The 17,468-nt window shown below is 44.5% G+C and carries 13 protein-coding genes, 1 tRNA gene and 1 pseudogene; 7 read left to right on the top strand and 8 right to left on the bottom strand.

The window, feature by feature from the left end; translation table 11 throughout:
- From ACEYJ7_RS06525 to ACEYJ7_RS06500, 6 genes are all read right to left on the bottom strand, one after another.
- Positions 1-660: galactose-1-epimerase (locus ACEYJ7_RS06525; RefSeq protein WP_373778270.1), on the bottom strand; the 660-nt coding region annotated here is incomplete at its 3' end.
- A 102-nt stretch (positions 661-762) separates the two neighbouring features.
- The gene (gene galK, locus ACEYJ7_RS06520; protein WP_373778269.1) at positions 763-1,917 is read right to left on the bottom strand and encodes a galactokinase; all 1,155 of its coding nucleotides are present in this window, start codon (positions 1,915-1,917) and stop codon (positions 763-765) included.
- A 59-nt stretch (positions 1,918-1,976) separates the two neighbouring features.
- Positions 1,977-3,029 carry a UDP-glucose--hexose-1-phosphate uridylyltransferase gene (locus tag ACEYJ7_RS06515; protein WP_373778268.1) on the bottom strand — a complete coding sequence of 351 codons (1,053 nt, stop codon included), beginning with the start codon at positions 3,027-3,029 and terminating at the stop codon, positions 1,977-1,979.
- Between the two features lie 70 nt (positions 3,030-3,099).
- Positions 3,100-6,114: a glycoside hydrolase family 2 TIM barrel-domain containing protein gene (locus ACEYJ7_RS06510; protein WP_373778267.1), complete on the bottom strand. Its 3,015-nt coding sequence runs from the start codon at positions 6,112-6,114 to the stop codon at positions 3,100-3,102.
- A 79-nt stretch (positions 6,115-6,193) separates the two neighbouring features.
- A complete protein-coding gene (locus tag ACEYJ7_RS06505; RefSeq protein WP_373778266.1) occupies positions 6,194-8,332 on the bottom strand; it encodes an alpha-galactosidase in 2,139 nt (712 codons plus the stop codon).
- 30 nt (positions 8,333-8,362) lie between these two features.
- Positions 8,363-9,649, bottom strand: a complete 1,287-nt coding sequence (locus ACEYJ7_RS06500; protein WP_373778265.1) for an MFS transporter — start codon at positions 9,647-9,649, stop codon at positions 8,363-8,365.
- A 260-nt stretch (positions 9,650-9,909) separates the two neighbouring features.
- On the opposite strand from ACEYJ7_RS06500, the gene ACEYJ7_RS06495 reads away from it, so the two are divergent.
- The 5 genes from ACEYJ7_RS06495 (at position 9,910) to ACEYJ7_RS06475 (ending at position 15,538) form a co-directional block, all read left to right on the top strand.
- Complete coding sequence (locus tag ACEYJ7_RS06495) at positions 9,910-10,914, top strand: LacI family DNA-binding transcriptional regulator (RefSeq protein ID WP_373778264.1); 1,005 nt, start codon at positions 9,910-9,912, stop codon at positions 10,912-10,914.
- A gap of 128 nt (positions 10,915-11,042) precedes the next feature.
- Entirely contained in the window at positions 11,043-11,771 is a 729-nt protein-coding gene (locus ACEYJ7_RS06490) for a DUF6636 domain-containing protein (RefSeq protein ID WP_373778263.1), read from the top strand.
- Positions 11,772-11,874: 103 nt separating this feature from the next.
- Complete coding sequence (locus ACEYJ7_RS06485; protein WP_373778262.1) at positions 11,875-13,224, top strand: patatin-like phospholipase family protein; 1,350 nt, start codon at positions 11,875-11,877, stop codon at positions 13,222-13,224.
- Positions 13,225-13,381: 157 nt separating this feature from the next.
- Positions 13,382-15,229, top strand: a complete 1,848-nt coding sequence (gene typA / locus ACEYJ7_RS06480) for a translational GTPase TypA (protein WP_373778261.1) — start codon at positions 13,382-13,384, stop codon at positions 15,227-15,229.
- A 45-nt stretch (positions 15,230-15,274) separates the two neighbouring features.
- On the top strand, positions 15,275-15,538 hold the full coding sequence (locus tag ACEYJ7_RS06475; protein ID WP_373778260.1) for a GrxA family glutaredoxin: 264 nt from the start codon (positions 15,275-15,277) through the stop codon (positions 15,536-15,538).
- 112 nt (positions 15,539-15,650) lie between these two features.
- On the opposite strand, the gene ACEYJ7_RS06470 is transcribed toward ACEYJ7_RS06475, so the two are convergent.
- Together ACEYJ7_RS06470 and dnaQ are read right to left on the bottom strand one after the other, a co-directional pair.
- Positions 15,651-15,727 (bottom strand) — tRNA-Asp (locus ACEYJ7_RS06470).
- 101 nt (positions 15,728-15,828) lie between these two features.
- Positions 15,829-16,599, bottom strand: a complete 771-nt coding sequence (gene dnaQ, locus ACEYJ7_RS06465) for a DNA polymerase III subunit epsilon (protein WP_373767705.1) — start codon at positions 16,597-16,599, stop codon at positions 15,829-15,831.
- Between the two features lie 227 nt (positions 16,600-16,826).
- Between dnaQ and ACEYJ7_RS06460 the strand changes: the two genes are divergently transcribed.
- Together ACEYJ7_RS06460 and recR are read left to right on the top strand one after the other, a co-directional pair.
- Positions 16,827-17,156, top strand: coding sequence for a YbaB/EbfC family nucleoid-associated protein (locus ACEYJ7_RS06460; RefSeq protein WP_373767706.1), 330 nt, complete (start codon positions 16,827-16,829; stop codon positions 17,154-17,156).
- A gap of 86 nt (positions 17,157-17,242) precedes the next feature.
- Positions 17,243-17,468: pseudogene (recR, locus tag ACEYJ7_RS06455) on the top strand (recombination protein RecR); the annotation flags it as partial.

The following is a 17,468-nucleotide window of genomic DNA, read 5'->3' as shown; positions in this document are numbered from 1 at the left end:
TTGCTGATCTGCATCAGTCAACAAGTCTTGCCCGATTTTCTTACGCTTGCGAAAATCAAAACTTGTACCTTCAACCGCTTTTAGCGGTGCATTCGGAATCCCGTTTGAGCCGACAGGCAGGTAATAATCTGCATTCAGTTGTAATTCATGTTGATGAATCGTCGGCGCATTTGAGAGGTTAAAATAGGCATGATTGGTGAAACAGAGCGGTGTATCTTGGTCGCTCTGCGCATTGAATTCGATCTCAAGTTGATTACCGTTTAAGCGGTATTCTACCGTTGCATTTACTTCTCCGCCAAAGCCCTCTTCACCATTTGCAAATTTTTTGCTCAATCTGACCGCTTGTAACGAGGCGGATTCTACTTGCCAGAGCTGTTTATCGGCGCCTAACTCCCCACCGTGTAAATTATTTTCGCCATTATTCCGAGCCAGTATGAATTCTTTATCGTTTAAACGATAACACCCATTAGCGATACGGTTTGCGTAGCGTCCGACGGTTGCGCCGAAATAGGCGGTTTGTTTTTGCCAGCGTTCGGGTGTGGTGGTGACAAGGACTTCCCGCTGTTCATTCGGTAATTTTACAATACAAGAAAGCCAAGATGCACCAAAGTCAGATAGGGTGATTTTGAGATGATCATTTTCGAGAGTGTAGAGTTGCATAAAGATACCTTAACTTGTAGCCGGTGCGAGCGTCCCGCTCTTGCCGTAAACAATAGATAATAAGGCACGAGCGAGAGGCTCGCGCCGACAAATATTAAGAAATTAAACCACTCTCACGCCATCACTTGCCGTACAAACATAGAAGGTTTCTTTAATCCCCGTCTGTTTTTCATAATTATCGGCAATAATTTTACGTACCGCTTCCACTTTATCATTCGGCACCAAGCAGACAATACAGCCGCCAAAGCCGCCGCCGGTCATTCGCGCACCGCCGTCTTTGCCGATAGCCACTTGAGCCAGTTCGACAAGGTAGTCGATTTCCGGAATGGTGATTTCAAAATCATCACGCATTGAATCGTGCGATTCGCCCATTAATACACCTAATTTTTGCATATTATTGGCTTTAAGTACCTCTGCGGCTTCCAATACGCGATGATTTTCAGTGATAACGTGTTTAGCTCGCTTATAAGCCAATTCACTGAATGCTTGTAGTTCTTCTGCGCGTTCAATAAATTGCTCCGGTGTGATATCGCGTAACGCTTTTACCCCAAAGAATTTTGCCGCATCTTCACACTCTTGGCGTCGGCTATTATATTCACCGGTCACTAAATCATGTTTTACGTTGGAATTAACGATCACGATGGAATAGCCTTGTGGTACAGGGGTTGGGCTGATATCGAGGCTACGGCAGTCGATCATCACAAGGTGATCTTTTTGCCCTAATGCGGATGTGAGTTGATCCATATTGCCGCAATTTGCGCCGACAAATTTGTTTTCAGCTTTTTGTCCGATCAAGGCGATTTCAGTCAGGCTGATATCCAAATTACCTAACACTTGGCAAGTTTTGCCGATCGAAATTTCAAGTGCCGCCGATGAACTTAAACCTGAGGACATTGGCACATCGCTGGTCATCGCAATATCCGCTCCTTGAATAAACTCAGGGTGTTTTTCATGAATATATTTCACTACGCCGCGTACATAGTTTTTCCACTTGTCTTCGCTTTGTGGTATGGTTTTTTTGATATCGAAGGCATCGGTTTGATTGATATCAATGGCATAAATACGCCAAATGGAATCGTCACGTTTGGCGAAGCTGACCGCCATGCCGTAATTGATCGCACAAGGCATCACGAAACCGTCGTTATAATCGGTATGTTCACCGATAATATTCACACGCCCCGGGGCAAAAACCGTTTGCTGCGGGGCATAACCAAAATGTTGTTCAAATTGGGTTTGAGAGAGTTCGATTGGGGTCATTGTTATCTTCCTTTGTTATTTTTTATGTAGGGGCGAACCGATGTGTTCGCCCCATTCAATTATCTTTGTTTATAGTGAACATCTTCACTCACCGCTCTTAACTTCTCGGCGGCTTGCTCTGGGGTTAAATCCCGTTGGGCTTCGGCTAGCATTTCATAGCCGACCATAAATTTCCGTACAGTTGCCGAGCGGAGTAGTGGCGGATAGAAATAAGCATGGAGTTGCCAATGTTCAATATCTTGCCCGTCTTTAAAGAACGGGGCAAAATGCCAGCCCATTGAATACGGGAAGGCACATTCAAACAGATTGTCATAACGGCAGGTCAGCTTTTTAATCGCTAAAGCTAAACCGTCTTTTTCGGCTTCGCTCAGCTCATTCATTCGTTTTACATGGCGTTTTGGCATTAAAATCGTTTCATAAGGCCACGCCGCCCAATATGGCACAACAGCAAGCCAATGTTCTGTTTCTGTAACGATTCGAATGCCATCTTTTAGCTCTGCGTGAGCATAATCTAGCAATAAATTTGAGCCGTATTGTTCATAGTAACGACGCAAATTTTTATCCTTGGTTGCAATTTCATTCGGTAAAAAGGAGTTGGCCCAAATTTGTCCGTGTGGGTGTGGTTGTGAGCAACCCATCATCGCCCCTTTATTTTCAAAGGCTTGAACCCACAAGTAATCTTTGCCTAGCTCTTCTAATTGAGCATTCCAAGTATCAACTACACCACGAATTTTTTCCACAGGCAATTCAGGGAGCGTTTTACTATGATCAGGCGAAAAACAAATAACCCTAGCCAAACCACGCACTCCCTGAATTTTAAACAACGGATTATCAGATGGTGGTGCGTCAGGCGTATCGGGCATTAATGCCGCAAAATCGTTGTTAAAAACATAAGTGCCTTGATAATTCGGGTTTACATCACCTGAAACACGGGTATTTGTCGGGCAGAGAAAGCACTTTTCATCATAGCTTGGCAGCTGTTCAACCGCCGCTTTATCCACCTGACCGCTCCACGGACGTTTCGCCCGATGGGGCGAAACCAAAATCCATTCGTCTTTCAACGGGTTATAACGACGGTGCGGGTGCTCATGTATCGCAAATTGTTCGCTCATTATGTATTCCTCCTAGCCGTAATAGTATAGTTAAATTCTAAAATTCGTTCTATGACGTGGCTCACAAAAATCATTTCGGAATCAATTCAATGGCGAAACGGCACGAAAAGGCGCAGTCGTTGAATCTATACTGCGGTTTCAACTTCGGACCGCACGAGTTGGAACCGATTCCGCTCATGTTATAGTCGATACATAAAATATCATAAGACGAGGCTACCAATTGATACGCATGGGTTTTCTCGGTCAATTCTTCTTGCATATAAGGTGAAATATTAAAGCTAAAACCGCGATCACTTGAAATTAATATGCTCTGTGTTTTTACATAGTGACAACCGAAGTGGCTACCGTTTTCTTGCGGTTTTAAGTAATCCGTGTGGTTTTGTGCGGCGATTGTCGTATATCGCCCTAACTGCGTCGCGTGATGTTTGTCGATATAACTTTCACCCTCACCGTAGCCGAAATATTCAATCGGTTGAGTCTGTTTCGCAAGGAAAAAACGTAACCCGAAGCGTGGCAAATACGGCAGTTCGGGGGATTTTTCCCCGTGAATGATTACGTCCAATTTTCCGTTATGATGTAAACGATATGTCACATCTAATGCCAATATTTTGGCTTTGGATACGGCAACGATGCCACATAGCGCATGAATGTCTACACCTTGTGCATGTCGGGTGACTTGAGTTTGGTAAGCACGCGTATAGGCGCGGTTATAACCTGCATTCGCCCAAAATTCCCGAATCAAACGGTCGTTATCCGTCGGCGCCCGCCAAATATTAAAATCCAACGGCTGTTGAATAAGGTCTTGATGATCCCGTTTGATTCGGCTGAAAATCCCTTTGTTTTTATCAAATTCAAAATACAAGCGGTCGGATTTGATGAAAATTTTGCAATTATTTTCCGTGACATCAAAGTGTTGTTGAGGGAAATGCGTTTCAGGTTTCACTAACACGTCTTCATTAAAGACAATTTGATCAAAGCCTAAGCTATCACCGACTTGGATAAATTCGCTTGCTCGGCGGGCAAGGTAAGTTAAGGTTAGAACAGTCAGCTTTCCCTTGTTGATCGGCAAGCTTAACGGAAGTTGTACGGTTTGATGAGGGGCGCAATCAACCTCAAGCGTGCCTTGCGAGGTCACTTCGCCGTTTTCACTGAATTGATAATGAACGGATAGTACCTCTGCAAGCGGTGTGAAATCCAAATAATTTTGCAATTCAATCTGATGACCGACAAGCTTCGCCCGTGCAGGACGGTTGATATTTTTGAGTTCTAGCAGGTTGCTGTGCGGGATACGTTCTGCCGATACCAAGCCGTCGGCGCAGAAATTGCCGTCGTGAGGATATTCGCCGAAATCACCGCCGTAGCCTAATTTACCCGAACCGTCGGGCAGATAAGGCGTATGGTCGCACCATTCCCAAATGAAGCCGCCGCAGGCATGTTCATATTTCTCAAAAACTTGGAAGTAGTCTTCTAAATCGCCGTTGGAATTTCCCATCGCATGACTGTATTCGCACAGTAAAAACGGCTTGGCTTGCGGCTGCTGACAGTAGCGTGCTACATCTTCAGGGCTGCCGTACATTTCGCTGTAAAAATCAAGGGGCGTTAAATCGTTTTGATGTTGTGAATGTTGATAAATAGAGCTCTCATAATGCACCAAACGGCTTGGATCACGCTGTTTAATCCATTGCGCCGCCGCTTCAAAATTTTCACCGTAACCGCTTTCGTTACCGAGCGACCAAATCACGACGGAGGTGCGGTTTTTATCCCGTTCAATATTGGCATAGGTGCGGTCTAAAATAGCTTGTTTGAATTGCGGATCGCGGGCAAAGTAGCAGAAATTATCGATCGCTTTTTGGCGGATCCGTTCATGTTCACAAATCTGTGAATGGTTTAAAAAAATACTCTGCTCGGGGGTACTGACATACAGCATACTCGCGCCGTGGCTTTCAATGTCGCTTTCGCTGATCAGATAAAAGCCGTATTGATCGCACAATTCGCTAAACCACGGTGAATTGGGGTAATGCGCCGTTCTAATCGCATTAATGTTATGTTGCTTCATCAAGGCTAAATCTTGGAGTGCTTGCGCACGGCTGATGGCGTAACCGGTTTTCGGATCGCTGTCATGTCGGTTGACGCCACGGAATTTGATCGGCTGTCCGTTAAGACGCAGCACGCCGCGCTCAATGTGAATGTGTCTGAAGCCGATTTTTTGTTCGATAATTTCTTCTTCCGTGATTAGGTGTAACCGATAAAGCTGCGGTTGTTCGGCATTCCATAATTGCACATTATTCAGCGTGACTGAAAAATCCGTTCCTTGCTCGCGACAAATTAACGTACCGTTTGGGGCGAACAGTTGGTATTCAATCGATTTGGGCGTTTGTGCAAATTGGCATTCCACCGTGAGCTCTGCGGTATGTAAATCATCGGACAAAGCGGTGCGGACGAAGAAATCTTGCAGGTAATTTTGCTCCCGTTCGAGCAGATAGACATCTCTGAAAATCCCCGACATTCTGAATTTGTCTTGATCTTCCAAATAGCTGCCGTCGCACCATTTCAGGACAAAAACGATAAGATGGTTCTCGCCTTCGTATAAGAAATCCGTCACATCAAACTCGTTGGTACTGTGGCTGACTTGCCCGTAGCCGACAAATTGTTGATTGAGGTACACGTACAAACAGGAATCCACGCCTTCAAAGTTCAGTAGATAACGTTTGCTGTTGTTCTTCTTCAACTCAAAAATGCGACGATAAACGCCGCACGGATTGTCAATCGGCACATAAGGCGGATCAAACGGGAAAGGGTAGTTGATATTAGTGTAATGATGGTGATCAAAGCCGTGGTTTTGCCAATTTGACGGTACGGGAATACGATGTGCAAAGGGGATTTCCGCTAATTGTGTCGGAAGAGATTGATAACCGGCGTAGTAGTGAAAATCCCAATCACCGTTCAGATTGAGGAAATACTGTGACGATTCGCGTTCGATTTGACACGCCGTTTGCCCCTTTGCAAAAGGAATAAAATAAGCGTGATGGGGCTGCGTATTAAGGTGCAACACGGCAGGGTTTTGAAAATAATCGGCGAATAGCATAATGCCTCCTTTTATTACTCGATAGAACAAGCGGTAAGATTGCGGTTAAATTTTGCAAATGGCTTACCGCGGATGTCAGTTACACACGTTGGAATCGAAGCAACAGGGCGCTTGCCGGATCGAGGTTCGGCAGAACCAGTCCCAAGGTTGCCAGCCAGCTTCCGTTTATGATCACCGGTTCTCCCGCAATGACTTTTGTCATCCATTCGGGCAGTTTTTTCATTAAGTGACCGAATTTTCCTTCTTGATAGTTACGCGGCATATCTAACAGTTGTACCGCATAATTTGCTTCATCCAGATAAGGCACACGGAGCAGTTCCTGTTGCAAATAATCCGACATGGCAAGTTGACTGATTAAAACTACCGCCTGCGATTTGTCTTTACTGACAACACCGTTAATCAATGACGCGGGGTCTTTGCGATCCAAGCGGAACACGTCACCGCTGTGCAATAGATCACGCAGTTGTTTGTGTAATGCAATGTATTTACGGAAACTTTGGCGTTCGGCTTCTCCTTCTTTCACCGGATCCAGTTCGACCCCCATATGACCGAAGAGCGCCGTTAGCCCCCGAAAACCGGCATCCAGTTTACGATAGGTCGTGTGGCAATGGAAGCCACCGATATGAGCGCCCATGATTTCAGGCGGATAAAAGTAGCTCATGCCCCGTTGAATGACTTGACGTTCCAGCGCATCATTGTCATCAGAGGTCCAAAAACGCTGAGCGCGTTTTAATATTTCATAGTCGATTCGTCCGCCGCCGGATGCGCAGGCTTCGAACTCGACATGAGGATATTTTTGACAAAGCACATCACATAATCGATATAAGGCTTCCGTTTGTTTGGTGACGGAGGCTTGACCGTGATGTGCGCCTTGTACGATTCGGCGGTTCATGTCCCATTTGATGTAGTCGATGTCGTGATTACCGAGCAGCCAATCCATGCGTTCGACAAGATAATCAAATACTTCCGGATTACATAAATCTAAGACATTTTGATTGCGCTCTTCAGGTTGATCATAACCCTCGATTTGAAGCATCCAGTCGGGATGTTGACGGTAAAGGCGGCTGTTTTTATTGATCATTTCCAACTCAACCCAAATCCCGAATTGCATCCCCAATGCTTTGACTTCACGGATAATCGGCGTTAAGCCGTTCGGGTATTTATTTTCATCGAGATACCAATCTCCCAAACCGCCAAAATCATCGTTACGACCGATAAACCAGCCGTCGTCAATGATAAAACGTTCCACCCCCATTTCTGCGGCGGCTTTTGCCATGGCGATAATATGATCCGGTTGATGATCGAAATACACGCCTTCCCAAATATTGAGATGAACAGGGCGCGTTTGTTGTTTCGGAAAGCGCACGATATGTTCACGGAGATATTGATGGAATTGTCGGCTCATCCCGTTTAATCCGTTGTCTGAAAAAGTCGTATATACCCAAGGTGTCGCGATTTCTTCATTCCGTTTAAGTTGAATTTCACCGGGGAAGTAAAGCGCCTCCAGCTGTACCGTACGGCGACCGCGAATATCGATATCGGCACGTATACGATGGTTACCGCTCCAAGCAAGGTGGAAACCCCATACTTGACCGCTTTGCTCTTTAAAACCGGATTCGCCGATCATGATATTCGGCGGATATTCGTGGGAAGTGCGTCCGACACGGTTTTCTTGAATGAACCCGCCGTGCTTTAAGGTTTGTCGGTTGAGTTGAAATTCTCGCACCCAACGTCCGTAGAAACTGCATACCTCGTCGGCATATTCCGGTAAGGGTAGTGTGACGGCCAAACGGTTTACCGTAAAGTTTTCCGCTTTGAGGTTACGCAGTTTGTTACGGGTTTTGAGTACGGAGGTTTTTTCATCCAGTTCAAATTCACTGATAAATTCCAAACCGGCGAGTTCATCCACGCTTCGAATAATTACGGTTTGATGATGTTGTTCGACATGAGTTTGATTAAATACAGGCGCCCAATCTTGCCCGTTACGATGACCTTCTATACTGCCGGACTCAAAATAACCCCGTCCGTTTTCACAGGCAAGCGATACCGGAACCGAAATATCCAATCCGCCGTTTGTAACACCGGGTTCCAACCCGATAACGCTTTCGGGGACGAATTGATTCAGACGTGCCCCCCAATGAATGATACGCGGATTGGTGTCGGTGACTAAAATCAGATCATTTTTTTGACTGGTTAAACGAATAACTTGATTCATCATATATTCCTCTCAATGTGTCAGTGTGAAGCATTAAATACCGTGAATGTTCCGTTTTTGGAGTTGATAGCGCTCGCTAATCGACATTTTGCCCGTAAGAGTAAAAATAGACAGTACGGTAAAGGCAAGGGCAATACAGCCCAAGATAAAATAAGTGTCTTGGTAGCCGAATTTGTCATACCAACTGCCGACGATGGAAGAGGCGAGCATATTGCCGACCTGTTTAACGAATTGGCAAGCCACCATGTAAATCGTGGCGGAAAAGTGGACTTCAAATACATTGGCAATGTATTTGAATAAACCGACGAGATAGAAGGGAACCTCAAACATATGTAATGTTTTTAATACAACGACATGCCACGCTTCCGTTGCGAAGGAAGAGCCGATAATGCGGATGGTCATAATAAAGCCGGCAATCAGTAACGCATTTTTGGCACCGATACGGTTAATTAGAAGCGGAACAAAGAACATGATCGCAGCATTCAGCAGTTCCCCCATGGTGGTCACGTAACCGAACATTTCAATGCCTTTCTCCTTGGAATCAAAGAAGGTATTGAAGAAATTACCGAATTGTTGGTCAAATATATCGTAAGTACAGGCAACTCCGACGACATACCCAAGTAGCGCCCAAAATCGCGGCAGCTTCAATAATGCAACGGCTTGTTTCAAACTGACCGGGTTTTTGTTAGCTCCGAGCTGAGAAATGACGCTTGCCGTGGAGTTTTGTTCAGGTTTTGCCAGTGCAACCAGCACCAATAAAAATAAGGAAGCACCTGAGCCTAACCAGAACACTGAATCTGGATTCTTACTATACATAATGCCTGCAATAGAAGCACAAATTCCCCAACCGAACATACCGAACATTCTTGCCCGTCCGTATTCGAAGTTGCTCTGACGGCTGACCCGTTCGACGTAAGCCTCGGAGGCGCCCGCTCCGCCGGAAAAGACGAATCCCATATAGATACCGCCTGAGATGGCGCCTAACCAAATATTGGTTTTCAATAACGGTGCAAAGATGTAAATAAAGAACGGTGCATAAAACACTAGGGTCAGTGCAACCGCCCAAAGCATGTGCTTTTTCACCCCCAACTTGTCGGTAACATAGCCGAAAACCGGTTGAAAGCAGAGGGCAAAAAACGACATGGATGCAAATACAATGCCGCGCTCTTCTCCCGTCAGTCCGTTGATATCACCAAGCCAAATTCCTAAAAACGGATAGCATGTCGCCATAATGAAAAAGTAAGTAAAAAAGTAAGCGCTAAACACCCAATAGTTGCGATTTTTTAGGTAATAGGCTTGATGTGGATTGACTGTTTGCATATAAACCTCGACTGGCATGATTAAACTTTGTTCACTATGTTAACGTTATCATTTTTATGATCAAGCGGGTAAATGCTAAAAATGTGATGCACATCACAATTTTTAACGTTAACATTTCATTTTTGTGATCAAGATCTCATTTTTTATAGTGTGAGCGGAAAATCACCGTATTTCAGATTAAACTAGTCAAGTTGTTGCAAACATTGCAAAAAATAACAAGAAAAAGACCGCTTGTCGGATAAATTAAGGAGTTTGTCTAAATGGCTTCATTAAAAGATGTGGCAAAATTAGCCGGCGTGTCATTGATGACCGTTTCGCGCGCAATCAATAACCCGGAGCAGTTATCGGAAAAAACCTACCGATTAGTGAAGCAGGCGATTGAGGATCTGAATTATGTTCCGAACCTTTCCGCACAAAAGATTCGCGGTGTGGATTCGGCGAATAAAAGTATTGGCGTGCTGTCTTTAGGGACGGCGACAACACCGTTTTCCGTTGAAATCATTTTGGCGATAGAGCGAACGGTGCGTAAATTCGGCTGGAATTCGTTTTTGATTAATACGTTTGAAGAAGATGACAGTGAAGTGGAGAAAGCGGTGGAACTTTTATTGTCCCACCGTCCTTCCGCTATTATTATTACGCGAAACGGCTTAAAAAAGGTTCGAATCCCGAAAGCGTTACAACAATTCCCAATTGTATTGGCGAATTGCGTCACGGACGATCTGCATGTTGCCAGCTACATTCCGCATGATTTTCAAGGGCAGTTTGATGCGACGCAATTAGTGATACGAAAGGGATATAAAAAGCCTCTCTGCTTATATATTCCGGAGAATGCAATTGCTGCGGCGGAAAGACAAAAAGGATTTGAAGCGGCTTGGTTTGCTCAAGCCGAACCGGCATTACCCGTTCAGTTCTTTATGCCAAAGGATTTAAACGATTACGTTTGCGGAGCCGATCCGTTAAAGGACATCTTACGCCGTTCGTCCGAGCCGTTTGACTTTGATGTTATTATTTGTGGTAATGACCGGATTGCCATGTTGGTATACCAGTTATTGCTGAGTCGGGGCATTCGCATTCCGGAAGACGTTGCCGTTATCGGCTATGATAATATGGTCGGCGTTGCCGAATTGTTTTTGCCGCCGTTGACCACCGTTCAGTTGCCGCATTATGAGATCGGTGAACAAGCCACTTTGCATTTAATCGAAGGGCGAACGGATAAGCAAGTACACCACTTGCCTTGCCCGTTAATTGAACGTGACTCCTGTTAACCTGCAAGCGGTGCGGTTTGCAACATGATTGGATGTAAAAATATTCCGTTCTTTTTCAGGCAGCCCGAACAAAAGCAAAGCCGCCTGAGAAATAACATTTAACATGACTTCAACAAAAAGAGCTTCTTATGAAAAACTTACGTATATTCATTGCGGGCTTAGGTCTGGTTGTTGCTTCGACCGTTTGTGCCGCACCTGTTGCCGAAGAGAGTCAGGCTGTTAATTTGGTACGCACTTCCATTGAGAAAAAACATTCAAACGATATTCGAGCCGAATGTTTAAGCTTTATTACTGACGATAAAGGCAACCACTTTTCTGTTTCCGTACATGAAAAACATAATGCACAATGTGGCGGTGACCCGACTACCGCCCCGCACTTATTTACCTATTTGGTGGATAAAGCCGACGGCACACTGAAAATCAGCGATCCCATTGAAGGCGGTTATCGCGATGCGGATACGATTATCATTGCCCCCGACACTCGGTTTACGTCTTTCCGAACGCCAAGCGGCAATATCAACTGCCTGTACCATTCCGATGCGGAAGAAAAAGTAGACGCGTTAACCTGTCAAGTGACAGGCAGTACAGCCAAGCCTCCTCTGCCTAAGCCTCCACACTGCGATTTGGATTGGGAAGGTAATTTCACCCTTGGACCTACCGGCAAGGCAGATATGATATGTGCAGGGGATAGCGTAGCCGATCCGAACAGTCGCGTATTGAAATACGGTGAAACCATTCGCGGTAAAGGTCGGCAAAACAAAGAATGGCAGTGCACCAGCCGTCCTACAGGGCTCATTTGCAGCAACAGTAGCGGACATGGTTTTGAAATCAGTCGTAGCAAACAACGTTTGTTTTGATTAGTGATTTGCAGCCAATATAACCGCATTTGTTAACCTGCAAGCGGTGCGATTCGCAAAATATTTTGCAAATCAGACCGCTTGTTATTTTGTTGTGTGACTTATGTTGAAAAAATTTTTTACGTTGGGGTTAACCGCTTTTCTTTGCGGCTGTACTTCTACGCAGTTTCAGCCGATTGAAACGATCAGTCAAATTACGCCGGATAAAGGATATCGGGTTAAAACGTTGATGGAACAACGTGACGGCAATTTAATTATTCTGATGTTATCGGGGGGCGGAAGCCGTGCTGCGGCGCTCGGTTACGGTGTGTTAGAACAATTTAAGCAAACGGCGATAGGTTCCAATCCGTTTCAGTCGACGTTATTGGATAACATTGATTTGGTCTTCGGTGTGTCGGGCGGTTCGGTGTTAGCGACCTATTTCTCTTTGGAAGGCAAAGACGTAGTACCGAAATTTGAAGACAATTTCTTGAAAAAGGATTTTGAGAGCCAGTTGACGAGCCAGTTCTTTTCATTGGCGAATGTGCCTAAATTGACATCGGAACAATATGGGCGGGGGGATCTGCTTCAAGAACAATTTAATTTGGCGCTTTATAAAGGCAAGACATTCGGCGAGCTGGCGAGCAAGCGTAAAGGTCCTTTTGTGATTGTGAGTGCGACGTATATGAGTTTGGGACAAAAAGTAGTTTTTACTCAAGAATTTTTCGATGGATTATGTTTGAATTTGAGTCATGTAGAAATTGCAAGGGCGGTTGCCGCTTCAAGTTCCGTGCCGCTTATTTTCAGTCCGTTGACGTTTAATAATCATGGCGGCAATTGTCATTATCATCTTCCCGAGATTACTAATATGATGATTGCGGTTAATGCGGATACACAAAAGTCGAAAAATGTCGAAGAGATTAGAGAAACCTTAGCCGCTTATCAAGACAGTAAAACCAGACCTTTTCTTCACCTTGTTGACGGAGGGCTAACGGATAATTTGGGGCTTGCCGCCTTTACCGATAGTTATGATCTGATTGGCAAGGAGGGAATGTATCAGACCGCTTTAAAGAATAAATTAAAACGGATTGTGATTATCAGCGTTAATGCCCAAAATGAAGTAACAGGTGAAATCGATCACAGTGCAAATATTCCGAAAACGATGGATGTAGTGAATACGATCATCAATGTGCCGATTGATCGCAATACGCAAACGACGCTGCGTCGTTTCCGTGGGTTTGTCGACGAATGGAATAAAACAATGGCAAAACAACCTAAAGACAAACGGGTGGAATTACATTTCGTCAGTTTGGGGTTGAAGGAACTGCCGGAGTCGGAATTGAAAAAAGAAGTGCTGAATATCAATACGTCGTTTTATTTACCGAGCCGAGATGTCAATAAATTAAAGCAAGCGGCTCAAATTTTATTACGGAATTCCAAGGAATATCAGGCGCTATTGGAAGCGCTACGTTAAATTTGCAAATTTTTATGACAATCTGACCGCTTGCTTTCTAGTCAGCTTGGCGGAATTTCTGTATAATCGCCCGTCTTTTTGTGATCTCTATCACAATTCAGGATTCGTCTGGTGGGGTATCCCACCATTTTTATACTTTCAAAATAAAGAAATTTCAATGCAACAATTAGATACTCAAAAACTGCGTAATATCGCAATCATTGCCCACGTTGACCACGGCAAAACCACTCTCGTTGATAAATTATTAAAACTGTCAGGCACATTAGACACTTCTCGTGGTGATGTAGATGAGCGTGTAATGGACTCAAACGACCTTGAGAAAGAGCGTGGCATTACCATTCTTGCGAAAAATACCGCAATTAACTGGAACGGCTATCGTATCAATATCGTAGATACCCCGGGACACGCAGACTTCGGTGGTGAAGTTGAGCGTGTACTTTCAATGGTGGACTCGGTGTTACTTGTGGTCGATGCTTTTGATGGTCCAATGCCGCAAACTCGTTTCGTCACGCAAAAAGCCTTTGCTCACGGTTTAAAACCAATCGTGGTAATCAATAAAGTAGACCGCCCGGGCGCGCGTCCTGACTGGGTTGTGGATCAAGTTTTCGATTTATTCGTGAACTTGGGAGCAACCGATGAACAGTTAGACTTCCCGATTATTTATGCTTCTGCATTAAATGGTGTCGCAGGTTTAGATCACGAAGATCTTGCTCCGAATATGGATCCATTATTTGAAGCGATTGTAGAGCAAGTTTCTCCGCCGGATGTTGAACTTGACGCACCGTTCCAAATGCAAATTTCGCAGTTGGATTACAGCAAATATCTAGGCGTTATCGGTATCGGTCGTATCAAACGTGGTACGGTTAAACCGAACCAACCGGTTACGGTGGTGGACTCAGAGGGTAAAACCCGTAATGGTCGCGTAGGTCAAGTATTAGGTCACTTAGGCTTACAACGTTATGAGGCAACCGAAGCCTATGCCGGCGACATCATTGCAATTACAGGTTTAGGCGAATTAAACATTTCAGATACCTTATGTGACATCAACAATGTTGAAGCGCTTCCAGCCTTATCGGTTGATGAGCCGACAGTAACAATGTTCTTCTGTGTAAACACATCACCATTCTGCGGTCAAGAAGGGAAATTCGTCACTTCACGCCAAATTCTAGAGCGTTTAAAGAAAGAGTTAGTGCATAACGTCGCATTACGTGTAGAAGAAACCGATGACTCTGATATTTTCAGCGTATCAGGTCGAGGTGAATTGCACTTGTCTGTATTAATCGAAAATATGCGTCGTGAAGGCTATGAATTAGCAGTATCTCGTCCAAAAGTGATTTTCAAAGAGATTGATGGTCGCAAACAAGAGCCGTTTGAGCAAGTGACTATTGATATTGAAGAACAACACCAAGGGGCTGTGATGGAAGCACTTGGTATCCGTAAGGGCGAAGTGCGTGATATGATCCCGGACGGTAAAGGTCGTACTCGTTTAGAATATATCATTCCAAGCCGTGGCTTAATCGGTTTCCGTAACGAATTTATGACGATGACGTCAGGTACAGGCTTACTTTACTCAAGCTTCAGCCACTATGATGATGTTAAAGCAGGTGAAATCGGTCAGCGTATTAACGGCGTATTAATTTCAAACGGCACAGGTAAAGCGCTGGCTTACTCGCTCTATGCACTACAAGATCGTGGTAAACTAATGATCGATCACGGTGCAGAAATTTATGAAGGACAGGTAATCGGTATCCATAGCCGTTCAAATGACCTAACCGTAAACCCACTTGAAGGGAAAAAGCTCACCAATATGCGTGCGTCAGGTAAAGATGATGCTTTAACCTTAACAACACCGGTTAAATTCAGCTTGGAACAAGCGTTAGAATTTATTGATGATGACGAGTTAGTCGAAGTCACACCAAAATCTGTGCGTATTCGTAAAAAATTACTCACTGAAGTAGAACGTAAACGTGCAAGTCGTACCACGACAAGTACCAGTACGAAGTAATGAGAAGTAGGGGCTGAAATGCCCCTAATTTATAGGAGATTGAAAATGTTTGTAGAAATTTACGGCAGACTAAGCTGCCCTTATTGCGTTCGAGCAAAGCAGCTTGCAGAAAAAATGAAAGCAGAATTACCTGATTTCGATTTTAAATTTGTCGATATGATCGCTGAAGGTATCGAAAAACAAGATTTAGAACCGCGTGTGGGTAAACCCGTTGCGACTGTGCCACAAATCTTTTTAGATGATGTTCACGTTGGCGGTTATTCCGATTTTGCACCGTTGGTGAAAGAAAAATTCGGTATTGCACTTTAAGTGTTGAAGAGGCGTGTAAAACGCCTTTTTACAGAAAAGAAAAAACCTCTGATTTCTCAGAGGTTTTTTCCTTTAACATACTAAGGAGGTATATTATGAATCTAAAATAAGTTGGCGGAATGGACGGGACTCGAACCCGCGACCCCCTGCGTGACAGGCAGGTATTCTAACCAGCTGAACTACCACTCCGCAGCGAACGGGGCGTATATTAATGATTTCGTTTTTAACCGTCAAATACTTTTTGTAAAAAACGGATTGTTTGCTTTTTTACTGTACAAGCTGCGCATTTTTTAGTTTATTACAATCGAATCGCCTTGTTCCGCTTTTATCCACAGGCAATTACCTTTCGATTTCTTATCAATCAATTCAAGGTATTTCTGATGTGCTTCACGTTCTTCTTCCGTCGGCATGAGCACAATCAAACCGGATGTATCCACCGTTACACGACGTTCAAGCGTTTCTGTGTGAACCGAGTGATGCGTTTCCTGTTCTTCTTCCGAAAGCAAGGCGATTTGCCCGCCGGTCATCATTAAGAATACATCGGCAAGGATCTCCGCATCCAGCAATGCGCCGTGAAGAACCCGTTTACTGTTATCGATATGCAGGCGATCGCATAACGCATCCAAGCTGTTACGCTTACCCGGATACATTTTACGGGCAAGTTGCAAACTGTCTGTTACGCTGCACATTTCTGCGACTTTCGGCGGCGGGTTCGGTAAAAATGAAAATTCATGGTCGATAAAACCGACGTCAAAGGGGGCATTATGAATAATTAATTCGGCACCTTTGATAAATGCAATAAATTCATCGGCGATGTCGGCAAAAGTCGGTTTGTCGGCAAGCATTTCATTTGTGATACCGTGAACGGCAATAGCTTCGGCATCAACTTCACGCGGTGGTTTAATATAAACGTGGTAAGTTCGCCCCGTCAGACGGCGGTTAATCACTTCAACGGCACCGATTTCAATAATATTGTGTCCGATATGCGGCGCACCGTTAAAATTCATTCCGGTCGTTTCCGTATCGAGTACGATTTGACGTAATATCTGTTGTTCGCTCATTATTGTTCTCAAATTGATCCGCGCATTTAAAAATGCACTGAAAAACGTAGTTTGGTGAAATTTTCTCATTTAATTGTATCTTCTCTTTAACATAATAGCGACGGATTATTTGATTCGGAAAAGCGAATTAAATTTGCCGAATCTAACCGCTTGCGCCGAGGCATTTGGTTCAGTAGAATGCAGGCGTTTTTTATTTGATTATTTTAAAAATTAAAGAGAGGTCCTCAATGTTTGGAAAAGGTGGTTTAGGCGGCTTAATGAAGCAAGCCCAGCAAATGCAAGAGCGTATGCAAAAAATGCAGGAAGAAATTGCACAGTTGGAAGTATCGGGGGAATCCGGCGCCGGGTTGGTCAAAATAACGATTAACGGTGCTCACAATTGCCGTCGTATTGAAATCGATCCGTCTCTGATGGAAGAAGATAAAGAAATGCTGGAAGATTTAATTGCGGCGGCATTTAATGATGCGATTCGTCGTGCGGATGAAATGCAAAAAGAAAAAATGGCAGCCGTCACAGCAGGCATGCAATTGCCGGCAGGTATGAAACTGCCGCTTTAACGTAAATTTATTGCAAGAGTTTATCGTTTTCCGTAGGGGCAAATCATGATTTGCCCCTATCCCTTTTTAGTCAGTGGCAATTCAATATGCAAAGCAGCCCTTTACTTGAAAATTTAATGGAAGCCTTACGCGTGTTACCGGGCGTCGGTCCGAAATCTGCGCAACGTATGGCATATTATCTTCTGCAACGCAACCGCTCGGGTGGAATCGCGTTAGCCAAGGCGCTCAATGAGGCAATGACCCACATCGGGCATTGCAAGTCTTGCCGCACGTTTACGGAAGAAGAGGAGTGCGCCATTTGCCAAAATCCAC

The organism is Glaesserella sp. (genome assembly GCF_041814905.1).
Classification (GTDB): domain Bacteria; phylum Pseudomonadota; class Gammaproteobacteria; order Enterobacterales; family Pasteurellaceae; genus Glaesserella.
Note: the sequence above shows the minus strand (reverse complement) of the source record. Positions and strands in the feature narration are given on the sequence as shown.